15 protein-coding genes, 2 tRNA genes and 1 riboswitch are annotated in these 15,582 nt (G+C 62.0%); of the genes, 6 read left to right on the top strand and 11 right to left on the bottom strand.

The window, feature by feature from the left end; all coding sequences use genetic code 11:
* Positions 1-131: 131 nt before the first annotated feature.
* From QYQ98_RS06020 to gyrA, 4 genes are all read right to left on the bottom strand, one after another.
* Positions 132-204, bottom strand: a tRNA-Ala gene (locus QYQ98_RS06020).
* Between the two features lie 12 nt (positions 205-216).
* Positions 217-293 (bottom strand) — tRNA-Ile (locus QYQ98_RS06015).
* 135 nt (positions 294-428) lie between these two features.
* Positions 429-770: a DUF3566 domain-containing protein gene (locus tag QYQ98_RS06010; RefSeq protein WP_302005997.1), complete on the bottom strand. Its 342-nt coding sequence runs from the start codon at positions 768-770 to the stop codon at positions 429-431.
* Between the two features lie 3 nt (positions 771-773).
* On the bottom strand, positions 774-3,392 hold the full coding sequence (gyrA, locus tag QYQ98_RS06005; RefSeq protein ID WP_302005996.1) for a DNA gyrase subunit A: 2,619 nt from the start codon (positions 3,390-3,392) through the stop codon (positions 774-776).
* A 100-nt stretch (positions 3,393-3,492) separates the two neighbouring features.
* Between gyrA and QYQ98_RS06000 the strand changes: the two genes are divergently transcribed.
* From QYQ98_RS06000 to tenA, 6 genes are all read left to right on the top strand, one after another.
* The gene (locus QYQ98_RS06000) at positions 3,493-3,717 is read left to right on the top strand and encodes a CopG family transcriptional regulator (RefSeq protein ID WP_302005995.1); all 225 of its coding nucleotides are present in this window, start codon (positions 3,493-3,495) and stop codon (positions 3,715-3,717) included.
* Between the two features lie 86 nt (positions 3,718-3,803).
* The gene (locus QYQ98_RS05995; RefSeq protein WP_302005994.1) at positions 3,804-4,073 is read left to right on the top strand and encodes a TetR family transcriptional regulator; all 270 of its coding nucleotides are present in this window, start codon (positions 3,804-3,806) and stop codon (positions 4,071-4,073) included.
* 98 nt (positions 4,074-4,171) lie between these two features.
* Positions 4,172-4,540 carry a hypothetical protein gene (locus QYQ98_RS05990; RefSeq protein ID WP_302005993.1) on the top strand — a complete coding sequence of 123 codons (369 nt, stop codon included), beginning with the start codon at positions 4,172-4,174 and terminating at the stop codon, positions 4,538-4,540.
* A gap of 78 nt (positions 4,541-4,618) precedes the next feature.
* On the top strand, positions 4,619-5,056 hold the full coding sequence (locus tag QYQ98_RS05985) for a hypothetical protein (protein WP_302005992.1): 438 nt from the start codon (positions 4,619-4,621) through the stop codon (positions 5,054-5,056).
* A gap of 54 nt (positions 5,057-5,110) precedes the next feature.
* A riboswitch (TPP riboswitch) is annotated at positions 5,111-5,209 on the top strand.
* Positions 5,210-5,246: 37 nt separating this feature from the next.
* Complete coding sequence (locus QYQ98_RS05980; RefSeq protein ID WP_302005991.1) at positions 5,247-5,906, top strand: TenA family protein; 660 nt, start codon at positions 5,247-5,249, stop codon at positions 5,904-5,906.
* 4 nt (positions 5,907-5,910) lie between these two features.
* Complete coding sequence (gene tenA, locus QYQ98_RS05975; RefSeq protein WP_302005990.1) at positions 5,911-6,573, top strand: thiaminase II; 663 nt, start codon at positions 5,911-5,913, stop codon at positions 6,571-6,573.
* 10 nt (positions 6,574-6,583) lie between these two features.
* On the opposite strand, the gene QYQ98_RS05970 is transcribed toward tenA, so the two are convergent.
* The 7 genes from QYQ98_RS05970 to dnaA all read right to left on the bottom strand — a co-directional run bounded on the left by QYQ98_RS05970 (position 6,584) and on the right by dnaA (position 15,333).
* Positions 6,584-7,501: an alpha/beta fold hydrolase gene (locus QYQ98_RS05970; protein WP_302005989.1), complete on the bottom strand. Its 918-nt coding sequence runs from the start codon at positions 7,499-7,501 to the stop codon at positions 6,584-6,586.
* Positions 7,502-7,595: 94 nt separating this feature from the next.
* Positions 7,596-7,736, bottom strand: a complete 141-nt coding sequence (locus QYQ98_RS05965; RefSeq protein WP_302005988.1) for a hypothetical protein — start codon at positions 7,734-7,736, stop codon at positions 7,596-7,598.
* A gap of 93 nt (positions 7,737-7,829) precedes the next feature.
* The gene (gyrB, locus tag QYQ98_RS05960; protein WP_302005987.1) at positions 7,830-9,935 is read right to left on the bottom strand and encodes a DNA topoisomerase (ATP-hydrolyzing) subunit B; all 2,106 of its coding nucleotides are present in this window, start codon (positions 9,933-9,935) and stop codon (positions 7,830-7,832) included.
* Positions 9,936-10,052: 117 nt separating this feature from the next.
* Positions 10,053-10,703, bottom strand: coding sequence for a DciA family protein (locus tag QYQ98_RS05955; protein ID WP_302005986.1), 651 nt, complete (start codon positions 10,701-10,703; stop codon positions 10,053-10,055).
* Positions 10,700-11,893 carry a DNA replication/repair protein RecF gene (gene recF, locus QYQ98_RS05950; RefSeq protein WP_302005985.1) on the bottom strand — a complete coding sequence of 398 codons (1,194 nt, stop codon included), beginning with the start codon at positions 11,891-11,893 and terminating at the stop codon, positions 10,700-10,702. The genes QYQ98_RS05955 and recF overlap by 4 nt, the downstream gene beginning before the upstream one ends.
* Before the next feature lie 11 nt (positions 11,894-11,904).
* Positions 11,905-13,092: a DNA polymerase III subunit beta gene (gene dnaN / locus QYQ98_RS05945; protein WP_302005984.1), complete on the bottom strand. Its 1,188-nt coding sequence runs from the start codon at positions 13,090-13,092 to the stop codon at positions 11,905-11,907.
* Between the two features lie 579 nt (positions 13,093-13,671).
* Positions 13,672-15,333, bottom strand: coding sequence for a chromosomal replication initiator protein DnaA (gene dnaA, locus QYQ98_RS05940; protein ID WP_302005983.1), 1,662 nt, complete (start codon positions 15,331-15,333; stop codon positions 13,672-13,674).
* Positions 15,334-15,582: the final 249 nt, after the last annotated feature.

The following is a 15,582-nucleotide window of genomic DNA, read 5'->3' as shown; positions in this document are numbered from 1 at the left end:
GAGAGCGTCTGGGCGGTCCTTTTGGTCGAGTCTTCCCCTGAAGCACGCAGGCACTTTCGTGCACACCCGCTCGGACCCCCGTTTCACCAAAACAGAAAACCCTGCACCATGCGGTGCAGGGTCTCGGGCTGTGGAGCATAGGAGAATCGAACTCCTGACCTCCTCCTTGCAAGGGAGGCGCTCTACCAATTGAGCTAATGCCCCTTTGTTCCGAACTGGTGGGCCTAGCAAGAATCGAACTTGCGACCTCATCGTTATCAGCGATGCGCTCTAACCGACTGAGCTATAGGCCCGCTCGGAACTTCTAGAACATTACCCAGGCGACCCGTTGAACACCAAATCGCCTGGTCATCTTCGTATTCTGAATGTCTACGCTATGACTTGAGCACCCTTGACCACCCACTTGCACGGGAGCGGGTGCTGGCATATCAGCGGTAGTCGGTCAGCTCGAGGCCGAGTCCGCCGACGAGGTCCGTCAGTGCGTTGTAGATGAACGCGGTGAGCGGGGCCATGATGGCCACGAACACCACGCCGATCGCACCGGAGAGGCCCGCGAGGGCGATCACGAGGGGGAAATCGATGGCGGTGTCCCCACCCACGCCACCGATGAGCGAGTTGAAGGAGTCGACCACTCCGGCGGCGTCGACAGCCACGTAGAGCAGTGACACGGCAATCAGCCAGGCGGCAAAGCCGACGAGCGCCATGAGGATGCCCACCTTGAAGGCGCTCCCGGGTCGAATCCGGGTGACGCTCACGTTACGTACTGCCATGCGTTATTCTTTCCCGTCCGCATCGCCGGATTCAGACGACTCGTCGTACTCGTGGTTTTCGCCCACCTCGTCGGTCTCGACGGAGTTGACGTTCACCGGCTCAGCGCCCTGGTCGAGGGTCTTCTGGCCCTTGGCCACAGCGGTGGCTTCCTGCTCGCCCTCGTCCTCGACATTGACGTCGATGGCGAGGAGCTCGTTGCCCTCAGCCAGGTCCACGAGGCGGACACCCATGGTCGCGCGGGAGGACGGACGGATCTGGTTGATCTCGGTCCGGATCACACCGCCGGCGGCGGTGATGGCGAAGATCTGGTCGTCTTCCTCCACTGCGAGTGCACCGATGAGCTTTCCGCGCTTCGGGGTGTACTTGAAGGTCATCACACCCATGCCGCCGCGGCCCTGCGGGTTGTACTCGGAGATCGGGGTGCGCTTGCCGTAGCCGCCGGAGGTGGCCACGAGCAGGAAGTCGTCGTCCTTCACGGTGGTCATGGCCAGCAGCTGGTCGTCGCCGCGGAAGCGCATGCCCTTCACACCGGCGGTGGCGCGGCCCATCGGGCGCAGCTGCTCGTCGTCGGCGGTGAAGCGGATGGACTGGCCCTGTTCGGAGACGAGGAGGATGTCGTCGTCCTCGCTGACCAGGGAGGCACCGATCAGGGTGTCGCCCTCGTTGAGGTTGATGGCGATCAAGCCGGCGGAGCGGGCGGACTCGTAATCGGTCAGGCGGGACTTCTTCACCCGGCCGTCGCGGGTGGCCAGGACCAGGTACGGAGCGTCCTGGTAGGTCTGGATCTGAATGACCTGGGCGATCTTCTCTTCCGGCTGGAATTCCAGCAGGTTGGCCACGTGCTGGCCGCGGGCGGTGCGGCCTGCCTCCGGCAGTTCAAACGCCTTGAGGCGGTAGACGCGGCCGAAGTTGGTGAAGAAGAGGATCCAGTCGTGGGTGGAGCAGATGAAGAAGTTCTTCACCACATCGTCCTGCTTCAGCTCGGCGCCGCGGACGCCCTTGCCGCCGCGCTTCTGGGACTTGTAGGCGTCCACCTTGGTGCGCTTGGCGTAGCCGGTGGCAGTGATGGTGACCACGACGTTCTCGCAGGCGATGAGGTCTTCCTCGGTGACATCGCCGGTGGCGGCGACGAGGCGGGTGCGGCGCTCGTCGCCATGCTTGTCCACTACCTCTGCCAGCTCGTCGGCCACGATCTGGCGCTGGCGCTCCGGCTTAGCCAGGATGTCCTTGTAGTCGGCGATCTCGGCCTCGATGGCGGCCAAATCGTCGACGATCTTCTGGCGCTCGAGAGCGGCAAGACGGCGCAGCTGCATGGCGAGGATGGCGTCGGCCTGGACCTCGTCGACGTCGAGAAGCTCCATGAGGCCCGTGCGGGCCTCGTCGACCGTCGGCGAACGACGGATGAGCGCGATGACCTCGTCGAGCATGTCCAATGCCTTGACCAGGCCGCGCAGGATGTGGGCGCGCTTTTCGGCTTCGTCGAGGCGGAACTGGGTGCGCCGGACAATGACCTCGACTTGGTGGGCCACGTAGTAGCGGAGCATCTGGTCGAGGCGGAGGGTGCGCGGCACGCCGTCGACAAGCGAGAGCATGTTGGCGCTGAAGTTCGACTCGAGCGGCGAGTGCTTGTACAGGTTGTTGAGCACAACGCGGGGCACGGCATCGCGCTTGAGCGTGACCACGATGCGCATGCCCACGCGGTCGGAGGACTCGTCCTCGATCTTGGAAATGCCGGTGAGCTTGCCCGCGGCGACCTGCTCCGCAATGCCGGAGATGAAATTATCCGGGTTGACGTTGTACGGCAGCTCGGTGATGACAATGACCTGGCGGGTGCCCACTTCCTCGATCTCGGTGACACCGCGCATGCGGATGGAACCGCGGCCGGTGGTGTAGGCGTCTTTGATGCCCTGGTCGCCAACGATGAGGCCCGCGGTGGGGAAATCCGGGCCCTTCACGCGTTCCATGCACGCGTCGAGGGTGGTCTTTTCGTCGGCGTCGTGGTTGTCCAGAATCCAGTAAATGGCCTCCGCCAGCTCGCCCAGGTTGTGCGGCGGAATGTTGGTGGCCATACCCACGGCAATACCGGAAGAGCCGTTGAGCAGCAGGTTGGGCACCCGAGACGGCAGTACAACGGGCTCTTGCGCTTTGCCGTCGTAGTTGGGCACGAAGTCCACGGCATTCTCGCGGATATCGCGCACCATCTCCATGGACAGCGGCGTCATCTTGCACTCGGTATAACGCATCGCCGCTGGGCCGTCGTTGCCGCGGGAGCCGAAGTTGCCCTGGCCGTCCACGAGCGGGTAGCGCATGACCCACGGCTGGGCGAGGCGCACCAACGTGTCATAAATCGCGGAGTCGCCGTGCGGGTGGAATTGACCCATTGTGTCGGAGACCGGGCGCGCGGACTTCACGTAACTGCGCTCCGGGCGGTAACCGGAGTCGTACATCGCGTAGACAATGCGGCGGTGCACGGGCTTCATGCCGTCGCGCACGTCAGGCAGTGCGCGGCCGACAATGACGCTCATGGCGTAGTCGATGTAGCTGGTCTGCATCTCCTCATTGATGTCAATGGGGAGAATACGGTCGCTCTCGCTACCGCCACCGAAAATATCGTCACTCAAGGTTCAAGGCCTTCCAGTTAGAAATGTTCATAAAGCAGTTTACGCACCGCATGAACCATTCCCTCGCTGCCATGCGGTATCATAGTGATACCATCACGGCATGGCTATGACGCTCAGGCTGTCCGCCGAGGAAGACCGCGCGCTCGTTCTGCTCGCAAGCGCATGGGGGTGCAGCAAGCAGGAAGCAGCGAAACGCGCGATAGTCATTTCGGCGAGCAAGTTGCTTGACGACGCCGCAGTGGCCTCCCTCGCCACCAGCACCATCCCCGGCCGCGCCGCGTTGCAGGCCCGGATCCGCCGCGCCCGACCGCATGAAGCCGACTGATACGACTGATCCCACCAATCCGCCCACCACAACCAGTACAACCAGCACGACAAGCACGACAAGCACGAATCTGCCGACCGCATCCCATGAAACCTCTCAGCCCCGAACAGCTGCTCATCATCGCCGATGAGTGCTGCACGACGTGGGGTGTGACCGTGCGCAGATATTCCGCAATCTGCGCAGCCGCAGCGATTCCCGGCGCACGGTTGGAAGGACTTGCCATCTTCGACTCCCCCGCCGCCGCGGCCTCCGCGCTCGCCCGTGGCATCGAGCGCCTCGAGCCGCTGACTGACCACAACGAGGCTTTCGCCGGCTACGCCGCGGAGATCTACCGGCGCTGGTGCGAGAGCGACTGATTCATTGCCCCGGACAGCAGGCCGGGGGCACTCGCCTTAGAAAGCTCAGCAAAAAGAAGCTGACTTCGGCCGTTGTCGCTGAGGCACTTTCCGCCTCGTTGCTCGACGCCTCCGCCGCGGATGCGGCGGAGGACCGTTCCTCTTCCTCCAGCACTGTGACTGGGAACCGCGACAATGCGGGCGCGATCCCGGACGGCTATGAGGCTCCGGATCAGGGGCCGTTCGCTGGCGTGTACACCGGTTTCGCGCCGCTCTCGCTCTTCTTGTCTGCCGCGGCTGTGGCGGGGATCCTCGGAGCGATCGCCCAGTTGCCCCTGTGCGGGCTGAGCTGGATACATTCCGCGAACAGCTACCTTTCTAGCCCCCGTGTGGCACCGACCGAGCGCATCTGTTACGGTTGTGGCTGTTGTGGTTGCAGTGATTTAAGTGAAGCTGTGGCGGAAGAACTGCAACTGATGATTCGCTAAAACGGCCTTGCAGGCGCCGGCCCTCTCTCCCGGGAAGCGCATGCGGGGCCGTTTTGCTGTGCTCATAAGATGGACTTCATGACTGATCTGAAACTCCTCCTGAAGGACCCCACCCGCGGCCACGTCACCGATGAACTGGTCGCGCTCGCAGAGCAGACCATCGACAACCAGTCGGGGCTGACGGGCATGGCTCTCAAATCCGCTCTCGCCGCCGCTGAGAAGGTCGACGGCAACGCGATGCACACCGGCGTCAATCAGCTACTGCCCAACGTCGTCGAGGAACTGGAACCCTACTGGTCCGGATACAAAGGTTCCGGCGCGCACAGCTTCGGCGATTACCTGGCTGACAACGAGGAGAAGCTCACCGACTCCGTGCTGAAGATCGGGGATTCATTCTCCGGCCGTGCGCCCACTCCCGCGCAGAAGGTCTATTCGTCCATGCGCAGCAAGATCGGCGGCATTATTGCCCCGGCGCTGCCGGAATTCGGCGCGATCATCGAACGTCACGCTGAGTGACACCCCCAATTTCACCCGGCCCACGCGTGTCCGGGTGAAATTGGTAGCCTGGGCGCTCAAGACACGGGGTGCCCCGCCAAACTGGGGCTGAGATCACACCCGCCGAACCTGATCGAATTCGAATTCGCGGAGGGACTGTCTTCAACACACCCTGTGTCCGTTAGTTCCACATCTCATGGAAGGACACACAATGCCACGATTCAGCGAAGAGCTCCGTGAAACGCACCGCGAAACATGGGATGCCGCAGTAGGCCACCGGTTTGTGCGTGAACTTTTCAACGGCACGATTGACCCTGCCGTGATGGCGGGCTACCTGGTCCAGGACTACCGCTTCCTGGATAGCTTCCTGCAGCTGCTCGGCGCGGCGGTGTCCACCGCTGATGATCTGGCGCCGCGCCTGCGTCTTTCCCAGTTCATCGGCGAGGTCGCCGGCGACGAGAACACCTATTTCTTGCGCTCCTTCAATGAGCTGGGGGTGACCGACGAATTGCGCGAGAACACCCCCGACACTGCCGCCTGCGCAGGGTTCACTGGCCTGATGCGTGAAGCGGCGCAGACCCGCTCGTACGCCGCCGCCCTCGGCGTCCTGGTTGTCGCGGAGTGGCTGTACCTCGATTGGGCCACCAACGCCCCGGAGAAACGCCCGGAAAGCTTTGTGCACAACGAGTGGATCGAGCTGCACGACTACCCGGAGTTCCACACCCTCGTCGAGTTCCTCCGCAGCGAAGTCGACCGGATCGGTGAACGCAACGACGAGGACCGCGCCATCATTGACGATTACTTCGGCCGCGCCGTCCAACTCGAGCTGGACTTCTTCAACAACTCCTACGAACAACCGCTCGAGGTGTAAGAACATGAATCTCTTGTCGCTACTCAAGCAAGACGCCCCAGAGTGGGACGCATACATTCACCACGCATTCGTTGAGGACCTCGGTGAAGGAACACTCCCCCTCGAGGTGTTCCAGGACTACCTCGTGCAGGATTACCTGTTCCTGATCCAGTACGCACGCGCGAACGCACTCGCGGCGTACAAGTCCCGCACACTCGGTGAGATCCAGTCCGCCGCGCAAGCACTGTCCGCCACCATCACGGAGACTGAGCTCCACCACCGCCTGACGGAGCGCTGGGGCATCTCCCGCGAGGAGCTCGACCGCGCGCCCGAGAAGAAGTCGACGGTCGCCTACACCCGCTACGTGCTCGACACCGGCATGGCTGGCGACTTGCTCGAGCTGCAGATCGCGCTGGCTCCGTGCCAGATCGGTTACGCCGAGATCGGCACACACCTGGAGCCGAAGCTCGGGGAGAACGCCGACCACCCCTACGCTGAGTGGATTCAGGAGTACGCCGGGGCCGACTTCCAGAACCAGGCCGAGGCCATGACCTCGCTTCTGGACGACTTGTTGGGCACCCCCGCCGAAGAGATCAGGGGCACCCAGCGCTACGAGCGCCTGCTGGATATTTTCCGCACAGCAACGCGCCTCGAGGCGGATTTTTGGCAGCAAGCTCTCGACGCTTAAGTAGAGTCCACTAAAGGGAGTCCACGAATTCGTCGAGCCGTTCAGCGACCCGCTCCGGCTTCCGCGCCCACTTCGTGTGCCCGAGACCCCCGATGAGCTGTTCGACACGAACATCATCGGGGTCGAATTTATCGGCGAGGTATGCCACCGACGCCAATGTGCAGTCTTCGTCGTTAGTGAAACGAGTCAGAAGAATCGGGACGGTGACCTTTTTCATCTCCGCCTCATAGTCGATGTCCTGGCCCCGCAGATCCGCCAGCGAGTTGGTGTGCGCGAACCGTTTCCACTCCCGCACGTGCACATCGGACTGCCGGCCGTAACCGGCTAAGTCAACGCGCCCCGCCGGCCAGAAGCCGAGCAACGTGGACACCGCTGTCATGAACGTGCTGCCCAGCGCCACACGGCGGCGGTCCGCCCCCACGAACCCATTCTTGTACGGGCTGCCAGCACCGACGCCCATCATGCCCACCACGTTGAGCTCCTTCGCCTCCGGGCGCGCGAGGAACAGCGACCCCACCTGGCCGCCCATCGAGTGGGTCAACAGCACCGTCGGATAGTCCTCCGGAAGACCCAGCTCCTTCTTCGCCGCTCGGATCGTGGCAGGGTAATCCTCCGAGGCGGTGTCGTGGTAGCCCCAGCGCGCCTCACGCGACGCCTTGGCTTTGCTCCTCCCCTGCCCGCGGAGTTCACCGATCACGACAGGGTAGCCCCGGTTTGCCAATTCCTGCGCTGTCGGCCGGAAATAGCGCGCCCCCATGCCGAACCCCGGCCAGATAGCCACGAGCGGTTTAACGGCGTGTCCAGAAACGCTAGCACTGCCCGCTTCCCCCTTCGCCGGGAACACGAACACCGGCGACGTTGTCCCGTCCGGCAATGCCACATCCGCGTTGACGAAGGTGTAGTCGCGCGACTGACTGTTTTCACTCATGGGTTGTAGTGTGCCAGATCACAATGGCAGATGAGCGCTAACGAAAACCCCCGCACAAAAAATGCTAGTGGGAGTGCTTGACTTCCGCCTCTGCTTATCGACGACCCGAGTTTCCTTCACCGAAGTCAATCGCCGTCTTGGCCTGACCGACATCGACGAAGCACCAGTCGTAGAGCACACCGCTGAGCGCTGCCAGTGCAGCGATGGAACCGATCGCTTGACCGATCTGCTGCACGCCCGGCTGACCTGCAAAGGCTTGCAGTTGGAAGCAGCGCTCAACGACCGCCCGTCCTGCTCACCCAACGAGGGTGTGAGCGAAGATGTGTCCTTACACGTCGAGGAAGCGAACGTCCTTCGCCTTGCGGGTGATGAAGGAACGGCGGGCCGCCACGTCGTCGCCCATGAGAATGGAGAAAAGCTCGTCGGCGCGCTGGGCATCCTCAAGGTCCACACGGCGCAGCACACGGTGCTCCTTATCCAGGGTGGTCTCCCACAGCTCACCCGGGTTCATCTCGCCCAGGCCCTTGTAACGCTGGATGCCGTCGTCGGTGTTGATCTTGCGCCCCTCGTCCAGGCCCGCCTCCAGTTCAGCATCGCGCTCAGCGTCACTGAAGGCGTAGCCTGGCTCGCCCTTGGCCCACTTCAGCTTGTACAGCGGTGGGTTAGCCAAGTACACGTGGCCGTTGGCAATCAGATCCGGCATCAAGCGGTACAGCAGCGTGAGCAGCAGCGTCGCAATGTGCTGGCCGTCGACGTCCGCGTCCGCCATGAGCACAATCTTGTGGTAGCGGAGCTTGGAAATGTCGAATTCGTCGTTAATTCCCGTGCCCAACGCGGTAATGATCGCCTGGACCTCGTTATTGTTCAGCACACGGTCGAGGCGGGCCTTCTCCACATTCAGGATCTTGCCGCGCAGCGGAAGGATCGCCTGGTACATCGAGTCGCGGCCCTGCTTCGCCGAGCCGCCTGCGGAGTCACCCTCCACGATGAACAATTCAGAGACCACAGGATCCTTCGAACGGCAATCGGCCAACTTACCGGGCAGGCCGCCGAGGTCCGTCGCCGACTTGCGCCGCACGGATTCACGCGCCTTGCGCGCGGCCTCGCGTGCCTGGGACGAAGATACGGCCTTTTTAATGATCACCTTGGCTTCTGCCGGGTTCGCATCGAACCAGTCGTTCAAGTGCTCGTTGACCGCACGCTGTACGAAACCCTTGATCTCCGAGTTGCCCAGCTTCGTCTTCGTCTGGCCTTCGAACTGCGGGTCGCTCACACGCACGGACACAACCGCGGCGAGACCTTCACGGCAGTCGTCTCCCGTGAGGTTCGGATCCTTGTCCTTAATCAGCTTGTGCTCGCGCGCGTACCGGTTCATCAGCGTGGTTAGCGCCGCGCGGAAACCCTCCTCGTGCGTGCCCCCTTCATGCGTGTTGATGGTGTTGGCGAAGGTGTGGACAGACTCCTTGAAGCCGCTGTTCCACTGCATGGCGATCTCGAGCTCGTGCTCGTCGCCCTTAGCCTCGAAACCCACGGTGGTCGGGTGGATCGCCGTTTTGTTGCGGTTGAGGTAATCCACATAATCGATCAGGCCGTTCGGGTAGAAGAATGTGACTTTCTTCTCCCGCTTTTTCGTGGTCCCCGGCGCGACACCGGTTTCATCCGTACTGTCCTCGGTCTTCTCCGTCTCACCGGTATTTTCGGCTTCTGCGCCGTCTGTGGCTTCGGCATCATCGAAGGAGTCGCCCTCAATCACCTGAGCGGTATCGCCCTCCTCGGCGATGGCCTCGAGCTCCAGCTCCTCATCGGAGACACGCTCGTCCTTCAGGGTGATGGTCAGACCCTTGTTCAAAAACGCCATCTCCTGCAGGCGGCGAGAGATCGTGTCGTAGTCGAAGTCGACCGTCTCAAAGATCTCCGGGTCCGGCCAGAAGCGGATGGTCGTACCGGTTCCGCGTGCATTGGTGCCCTCCACCAAGTCCTCAGGGATGGCGTTGGTGAAGTTCTGGTACCAGTGCTTCCCCTCGCGCTTGATATCCGCCTCGACGCGGGTAGACAGCGCGTTGACCACGGAAATACCCACACCGTGGAGGCCGCCGGACACCGCGTAGGACTCGGAGTCGAATTTGCCGCCGGCGTGCAGCTGAGTCATGACAACCTGCACCGTCGGCGCGCCCGACGGGTGCATCTCCACCGGGATGCCGCGACCGTTGTCCACGACCTGAACTCCGCCGTCAGCAAGCAACGTCACCTCGACCTTGTCCGCGTAGCCTGCCATCGCCTCGTCGACGGAGTTGTCCACAACCTCCCACACCAAGTGGTGCAGACCGCGCACACCAGTGGAACCGATGTACATGCCGGGGCGCTTGCGCACGGCCTCCAACCCCTCGAGGATGGTGATCGATGACGCGTCATAATGCGGTTGTTGCTCGGCCACTTTCCCGAAACTCTCCTGTCACGGCGTAAGTACGTCTTTAACCTAGGCCATCTTACACGGTTGTGGTCCCCCACAAACGCACCGCTAGCGACAGCGACAGGGTGTTTCACGCACGTTTTACCCGTACGTGTCCCGCGGCCCCTGGCCCTTGACATGCAGCGGCCCGTAGCGCCAATTCTTGGTCTTCGGCGGGTAGACGTGCAATTTCGTAATCACCCCGGGCCCGATCTTCTCCGCGATCTGCGCCAGCACGGTGGACTGCATGTACTTCAGGTTCGTCGCCCAGGCCGTCTGATCGCAGGAGATGAATAGTTCACCGTTCTTGATCATGCTCACTTCGGTGTGCTGCGCGATTTTCTCCCCCACCAGCGATTCCCAATTCCCCATGACCCAGCCGTGCGCGATCGGCTCGGTCCATTCGCGCTGCGCGATCTCTTTCTTCAGCAGCGAGCCGAACCCGGAGACTGTGTAATCACGCTGCAACGCCCTTCCGTCCGGTCCCGTGGGCCGGCCGTGCTGCAACCGCTTTCCCGCCGCAGGTTCTAAAGCGAGATCCAGTCCGGGCACGGAGATTTCCGGGGCCGAGTCTTCTTCTGCTCCCATTGCTACGGCGAGCTTGCCCACAGAACGGCGCGGCACGATGTTCGTGCCCTGACCCGACAGCCGCGGAAGCTTTCCGCCACGGCGCTTCGCGGTCGCGCGGAGGTTCTCAAACGTGGCGTTGACCAGATCTCGCTGCGCGTCTTCGACGCGGTGAGGTTCACTCATGCGAGTTCCTCGATCCGGGAGACACGCCCGTCTTCGCTGTCTTCCATGACAACGCCGTATCTGGCGGACACATGATCGTCGAGATTTGCTGGAAGATCGTCGCCGACAGCCGCGGTGATGAGCACCTGTTGCGCTTTTTCCGCCACCGCGACGAGCCGCTGACGGCGTTTCGCATCCAATTCCGCGAACACGTCGTCCAAGATCAGCACCGGTTCCGCGCCGTCGGAGGCCAGCAGCGCATATTCGGCCAGATGCAACGCGAGCGCGAAAGACCACGTCTCCCCGTGGCTCGCATACCCCTTCGCCGGTTGGTCGCCGAGCATCAGCACGAGATCGTCGCGGTGCGGCCCGACGAGCGTCGTTCCGCGGTCGATCTCCTCCTTGCGGCGCCGCGAAAGCTCGGTGAGGAATGCTGCTTCCAGAATCTCCGGGTCGTGGGTGTCCACGCCAGCCAGCTTTTCGACGCCGCCGTCAACCGTCGAGCTGTACCCGATCCCCGCCGGCCGCGACTCCGGAGCCACCGAAGCGTACGCATCGTGCACCGGCTCCGACAGCTCCGCCACCAGCTTTTTCCGCCCCGCGATCACCTGCGAGCCGAGCGACACCAACTGCATATCCCAGGCGTCGAGCGTTGAAAGCGCGCTCGCGCCCTGATCGTCGCTGTAGCCGCGGCGCAGAAGCATATTTTGCGAGCGGAGCAGTGCATTGCGCTGCCGGAGCACCTTGTCGTAATCCGCTTTCGCACCGCCAAACCGCGGAGTGCGGATGCTGGCCAGGCCATCCAAGAATTTGCGCCTCTCACCCGGCTCACCCGCAACGAGGGCCAAGTCCTCGGGAGCGAAGACCACTGTGCGGAGAACACCGAGCATCTCACGCGGCGACTTCAAGCGCGTCCGGTTGATCTGCGCCTGGTTCGCTTCCTTCGGTTTGATCAGCAGGTGCGTTGTCAGTTCGCGGCCCTCGTTGACCGTCGTCACTGACACACGTGCGTTCTGCGCTCCGGCGCGCACCAGCGGCTGGTCTTGGGAAACCCGGTGGCTGCTCAACGTCGCGGAATAGATGACCGCCTCAACTATATTGGTCTTGCCGTGGCCGTTACGGCCCGAGAAAACGGTGACCCCTTCATCCAGCGCGAGGTTCAACTCCGGCCAGGAACGGAAATCACGCAGATCGAGCTCACGGACAAACACATCTATCCCGTTTAGCCCGGAAGACGCACCGGCATGAGCAGGTACGTGAAGTCGGTGGCCGGGGTCTGGAACGTCCCGTCCGCACCGGCCTCCGGCATCTCGTCCGGTTCCGGGATCATGATCGCCGGACGGGACGCTTCCGTGAACCCGAAGACGACTCGGTTGGTGGGAATGACGCTCAGACCGTCGCGCAAGTAACCGGAGTTGAAAGCAATGAGCAATTCATCCGCACCCGTGAACGCGCACTGGAGTGATTCGCTCGCTTCGCCGGAATCAGCGCCAGAGGCGTACAGCGTGACCTCGCCCTGCTGGAAGTGCATGCGTAGCTGCGCATTCCGGTCCGCGACCAAGCTGACACGGCGGATGGCCTCCACTAACGGTGCGATCTCCACCGACGCCATCGACGTGTGCGTCTTGGGCAGCAGCGGGGCGATATTCGGGAATTCCGCGTCCAGCATGCGCGTGGTGGTCTCACGGTTGCCTGAATGCAAGCCGAACAGGCCGTCGCCTCCGACATTCTCGTCATTGCCCACCGCGATTTCTACCGGCTCCTCCAGGTGGGTGTCCAAGGTGCGCGCGTTATCCAGCAGCGTTTTCGCCGGAATGAGCAGTTTCGCCTCGACGTTGCCGCTCACCGGCTCCCACTCCAGGGAGCGCAGTGCCAAACGGAAGCGGTCCGTAGCTGCGAGTTTCACCTGGTTACCGGAGATCTCCATGTGCACGCCAGTGAGCATTGGAAGCGTGTCGTCCCGGCCAGCCGCGGAGGCTACCTGGGTGACAGCGTTGACAAAGGTGGAGGTGTCCAGCGTGCCAGTGACCTCCGGCAGGGTGGGAAGCTGCGGGTAATCGTCCAACGGCATCAACGGCAGTTCGAAGCGGGCGGAGCCGCCCTGGAGCAGCAGACGGGAATTATCCACCAAGACCTCGACCGGCTTGGCCGGCATATTCGAGACGATGTCCGCCATGAGCTTGCCGGCCACAGCAACGCGGCCCGGCTCGGAAACCTCGGCGCTGACGCGAACGCGGGTGGAGACTTCGTAGTCGAAGCCAGCCAACTCCAAGCCGTTGTCATCCGCCGTGATCACCACAGCGCGAAGCACCGGCTGCGTGTTCTTCGTCGGCAAATTACGCGCGACCCACGCGACGGCGTCCGAAAGGTCGTCTTTGTGCACGCGGAATGACACGTTGTTGTCGTCCATGGTCCTCGTCGCTCCTTGCTTGGGCTGCCCGGGCACCCCGGTCACGGTGAGCTCACTTTCCGTCTCACCTTAAGCGGTGCGCAGTTAACCCTCAACGAGAGCCTGCCGACTGAAGTGGGCAGGCCCGGTGAGAGTTGTCCCCACGCTCTCTTTCTCTTGGTTTCAATACTAGGAAAAACATCGGCAATAACAGTAGGTGCTGTGCAGTCTGTGGAAGAGCACTAATTCGGGCACGTCGGCTCGGCGTGGCGCTTGTGGGGCACGGGTGTGTAATTTCTGTGGATAACTCGACGCGGTTGTGGATAAGACAACTGCTGCTGTTGTTTCTCACAACGAATCCGTGTCATTCCACCGCCAAATCACAATTTTATCCCGTGCCTGTGGGCAGAGCTTTCATTCTGTGGATAACCCGAACGTGACCAATTCCACTGAACCACATCCGTGAAATTACACATGTGTGAACATCTCTGTGGATAACTCAATCGCTGTGGAAAATGGCTGGGAGAACAAGAAAAAGACCACCGAGGACCGGAGGGGTCCTCAGTGGCGTTTCAAGGTGTCGTCGATAAGCCGCGGAAGCTAGCGAGCGCGGACGCTGTTCTTGATTATTTGGGTGAGTTCTTGGATTTCGTCATACGTCTCGCGGTTCTCCGTTATTTCCTTGCGGATCTTCCGGTCGGCGTACATGACGGTCGTGTGGTCCTTGCCCCCGAATTCTTGGCCGATTTTTGGCAACGACAAATCGGTGAGCTCGCGGCACAGGTACATGGCCAGTTGGCGGGCGTGCGCGACCACGCGCGTCTTGCCGGCGCCGGTGAGCTTGTCCATGGGCACCCGGAAATACTCGGCGGCGGCTTCCTTGATGGTTGCGGCAGTGATGGTCACGTCGCCCTCGTCCGGGAGGATGTCGCGGAGAGCTACTTGCGCTACGTCGAGAGTTATCGGCTCGTTGATCAATGAGGAATACGCAGAGACCCTGATGAGCGCGCCTTCAAGTTCGCGGATGGAGGACTCGAATTGGGATGCGATGAGCTCCAGCACGTCTTCGCTGACGCGCGTGCCGTCGGCCGCCGCCTTCTTCATCAAAATGGCGATGCGCGTTTCCAAGTCCGGCGGCTGAATATCGGTGATGAGACCACCTTCGAAACGCGTGCGCAACCGGTCCTCCAGCGTGGTCAGCTGCTTCGGCGGACGGTCGGAGGAGAGAATGATCTGCTTGTTGGACTGGTGCAGCGCGTTGAAGGTGTGGAAGAACTCTTCCTGAGTACCTTCCTTACCCTCCAAAAACTGGATGTCGTCGACCATGAGAATGTCCAGGTCGCGGTAGCGGCGTTTGAAGGATTCCTGCCGGTCGTCCCGCACGGAGTTGATGTAGTCGTTGGTGAACTCCTCGGAGGATACGTACTTGATGCGCAAATTGGGCTGCAACACCTGGGCGTAATTGCCGGCCGCGTGCAGCAAGTGTGTCTTGCCCAGACCTGATCCGCCCCAGATGAACAGCGGGTTGTACGCGCGTGCGGGATTCTCCGCGACGGCGACGGCCGCTCCGTTGGCGAATCGGTTGGAGGAGCCGATGACGAAGTTCTCGAAGGTGTACTTCGGATTCAGGCTCATTTCCCGGTCCGGGTCGTGCGCCGGTTTCTCGCGCGGAATGCGCTGCGGCGCCGGAACGATCGGGTGGCTCGATTGCTGGCGGGAGGATTCCTCGACCGGGTTTTCCTGCTGCTGCGCGTGGATGCGGGCAAGCTCATCCAGTCCCATCGGTAACTGCTCGCCCGCCAGCGGCGACGGGTTCGCCTCACGCGCCGGTGCCGGCGGGAAGGTGGGCTCCGAATAGGTGCTGTACCAATCGTCGGCGGAGCTGTCGGTGCGCGGTTGCGGTGCCGGTTGGTGAAGTTGCTGGGCTGGTTGTGCTTGCTGCGTCTGCTGCGTCTGCGGTTGTTCTTGTGGAGCAGGCGCGTGCACGGAAACGGCCAGGTTGCAGGACTGGCCTAGGTGGTGGCTGAGCAGCTCCACGATGTAGGGGCCCAGGTTGTTCTCCACTACGTTCTTCGCGGCGGTGTGCGGGGCGGAGAGAATGCAGTACCCGTCGACGAGCATGACCGGTTTCACCAGCTGCAGGTACGCGCGGTCCCCCGGTGAGAAGGTGGGTACGTGGGAATTGGGCCGCTCGGACAGGTTGAGCAGTTCGGCGACGATGTCCTGCCACAGAGCACTCAAACTCTGTTGGTCGTGTGCCATGAAAGCCCGCTTTCCTTTTCCCAATCGCTTCTACTGCCCGCCGCGCGGCACCACGGCCACGTCGGCGGGTTTTCACAACTCACATGAGTGTGAACATCGCCCTGAACATGTGAATCCACAACGTTATCCACAGGAGGATATCGCGCCCCTGTGGAGTTTATCCACAAGGAGACGATCACGCTGTGGATAAATTACTAATAACAACCATGGGTGTTTGACCTGGATTTTTACCGGGTCGAAGGTATCACC

The organism is Corynebacterium sp. P3-F1, from assembly GCF_030503635.1.
Lineage (GTDB): Bacteria > Actinomycetota > Actinomycetes > Mycobacteriales > Mycobacteriaceae > Corynebacterium.
This window is presented reverse-complemented; position numbering and strand designations above follow the sequence as displayed.

Excerpts from the sequence above, each read along its gene's own strand:
- QYQ98_RS06010 (WP_302005997.1), bottom strand. The coding sequence starts at position 770 with ATGGCAGTACGTAACGTGAGCGTCACCCGGATTCGACCCGGGAGCGCC.
- QYQ98_RS06000 (WP_302005995.1), top strand. The coding sequence starts at position 3,493 with ATGGCTATGACGCTCAGGCTGTCCGCCGAGGAAGACCGCGCGCTCGTT.
- QYQ98_RS05995 (WP_302005994.1), top strand. The coding sequence starts at position 3,804 with ATGAAACCTCTCAGCCCCGAACAGCTGCTCATCATCGCCGATGAGTGC.
- QYQ98_RS05985 (WP_302005992.1), top strand. The coding sequence starts at position 4,619 with ATGACTGATCTGAAACTCCTCCTGAAGGACCCCACCCGCGGCCACGTC.
- QYQ98_RS05980 (WP_302005991.1), top strand. The coding sequence starts at position 5,247 with ATGCCACGATTCAGCGAAGAGCTCCGTGAAACGCACCGCGAAACATGG.
- tenA (WP_302005990.1), top strand. The coding sequence starts at position 5,911 with ATGAATCTCTTGTCGCTACTCAAGCAAGACGCCCCAGAGTGGGACGCA.
- QYQ98_RS05970 (WP_302005989.1), bottom strand. The coding sequence starts at position 7,501 with ATGAGTGAAAACAGTCAGTCGCGCGACTACACCTTCGTCAACGCGGAT.
- QYQ98_RS05955 (WP_302005986.1), bottom strand. The coding sequence starts at position 10,703 with ATGAGTGAACCTCACCGCGTCGAAGACGCGCAGCGAGATCTGGTCAAC.
- dnaN (WP_302005984.1), bottom strand. The coding sequence starts at position 13,092 with ATGGACGACAACAACGTGTCATTCCGCGTGCACAAAGACGACCTTTCG.
- dnaA (WP_302005983.1), bottom strand. The coding sequence starts at position 15,333 with ATGGCACACGACCAACAGAGTTTGAGTGCTCTGTGGCAGGACATCGTC.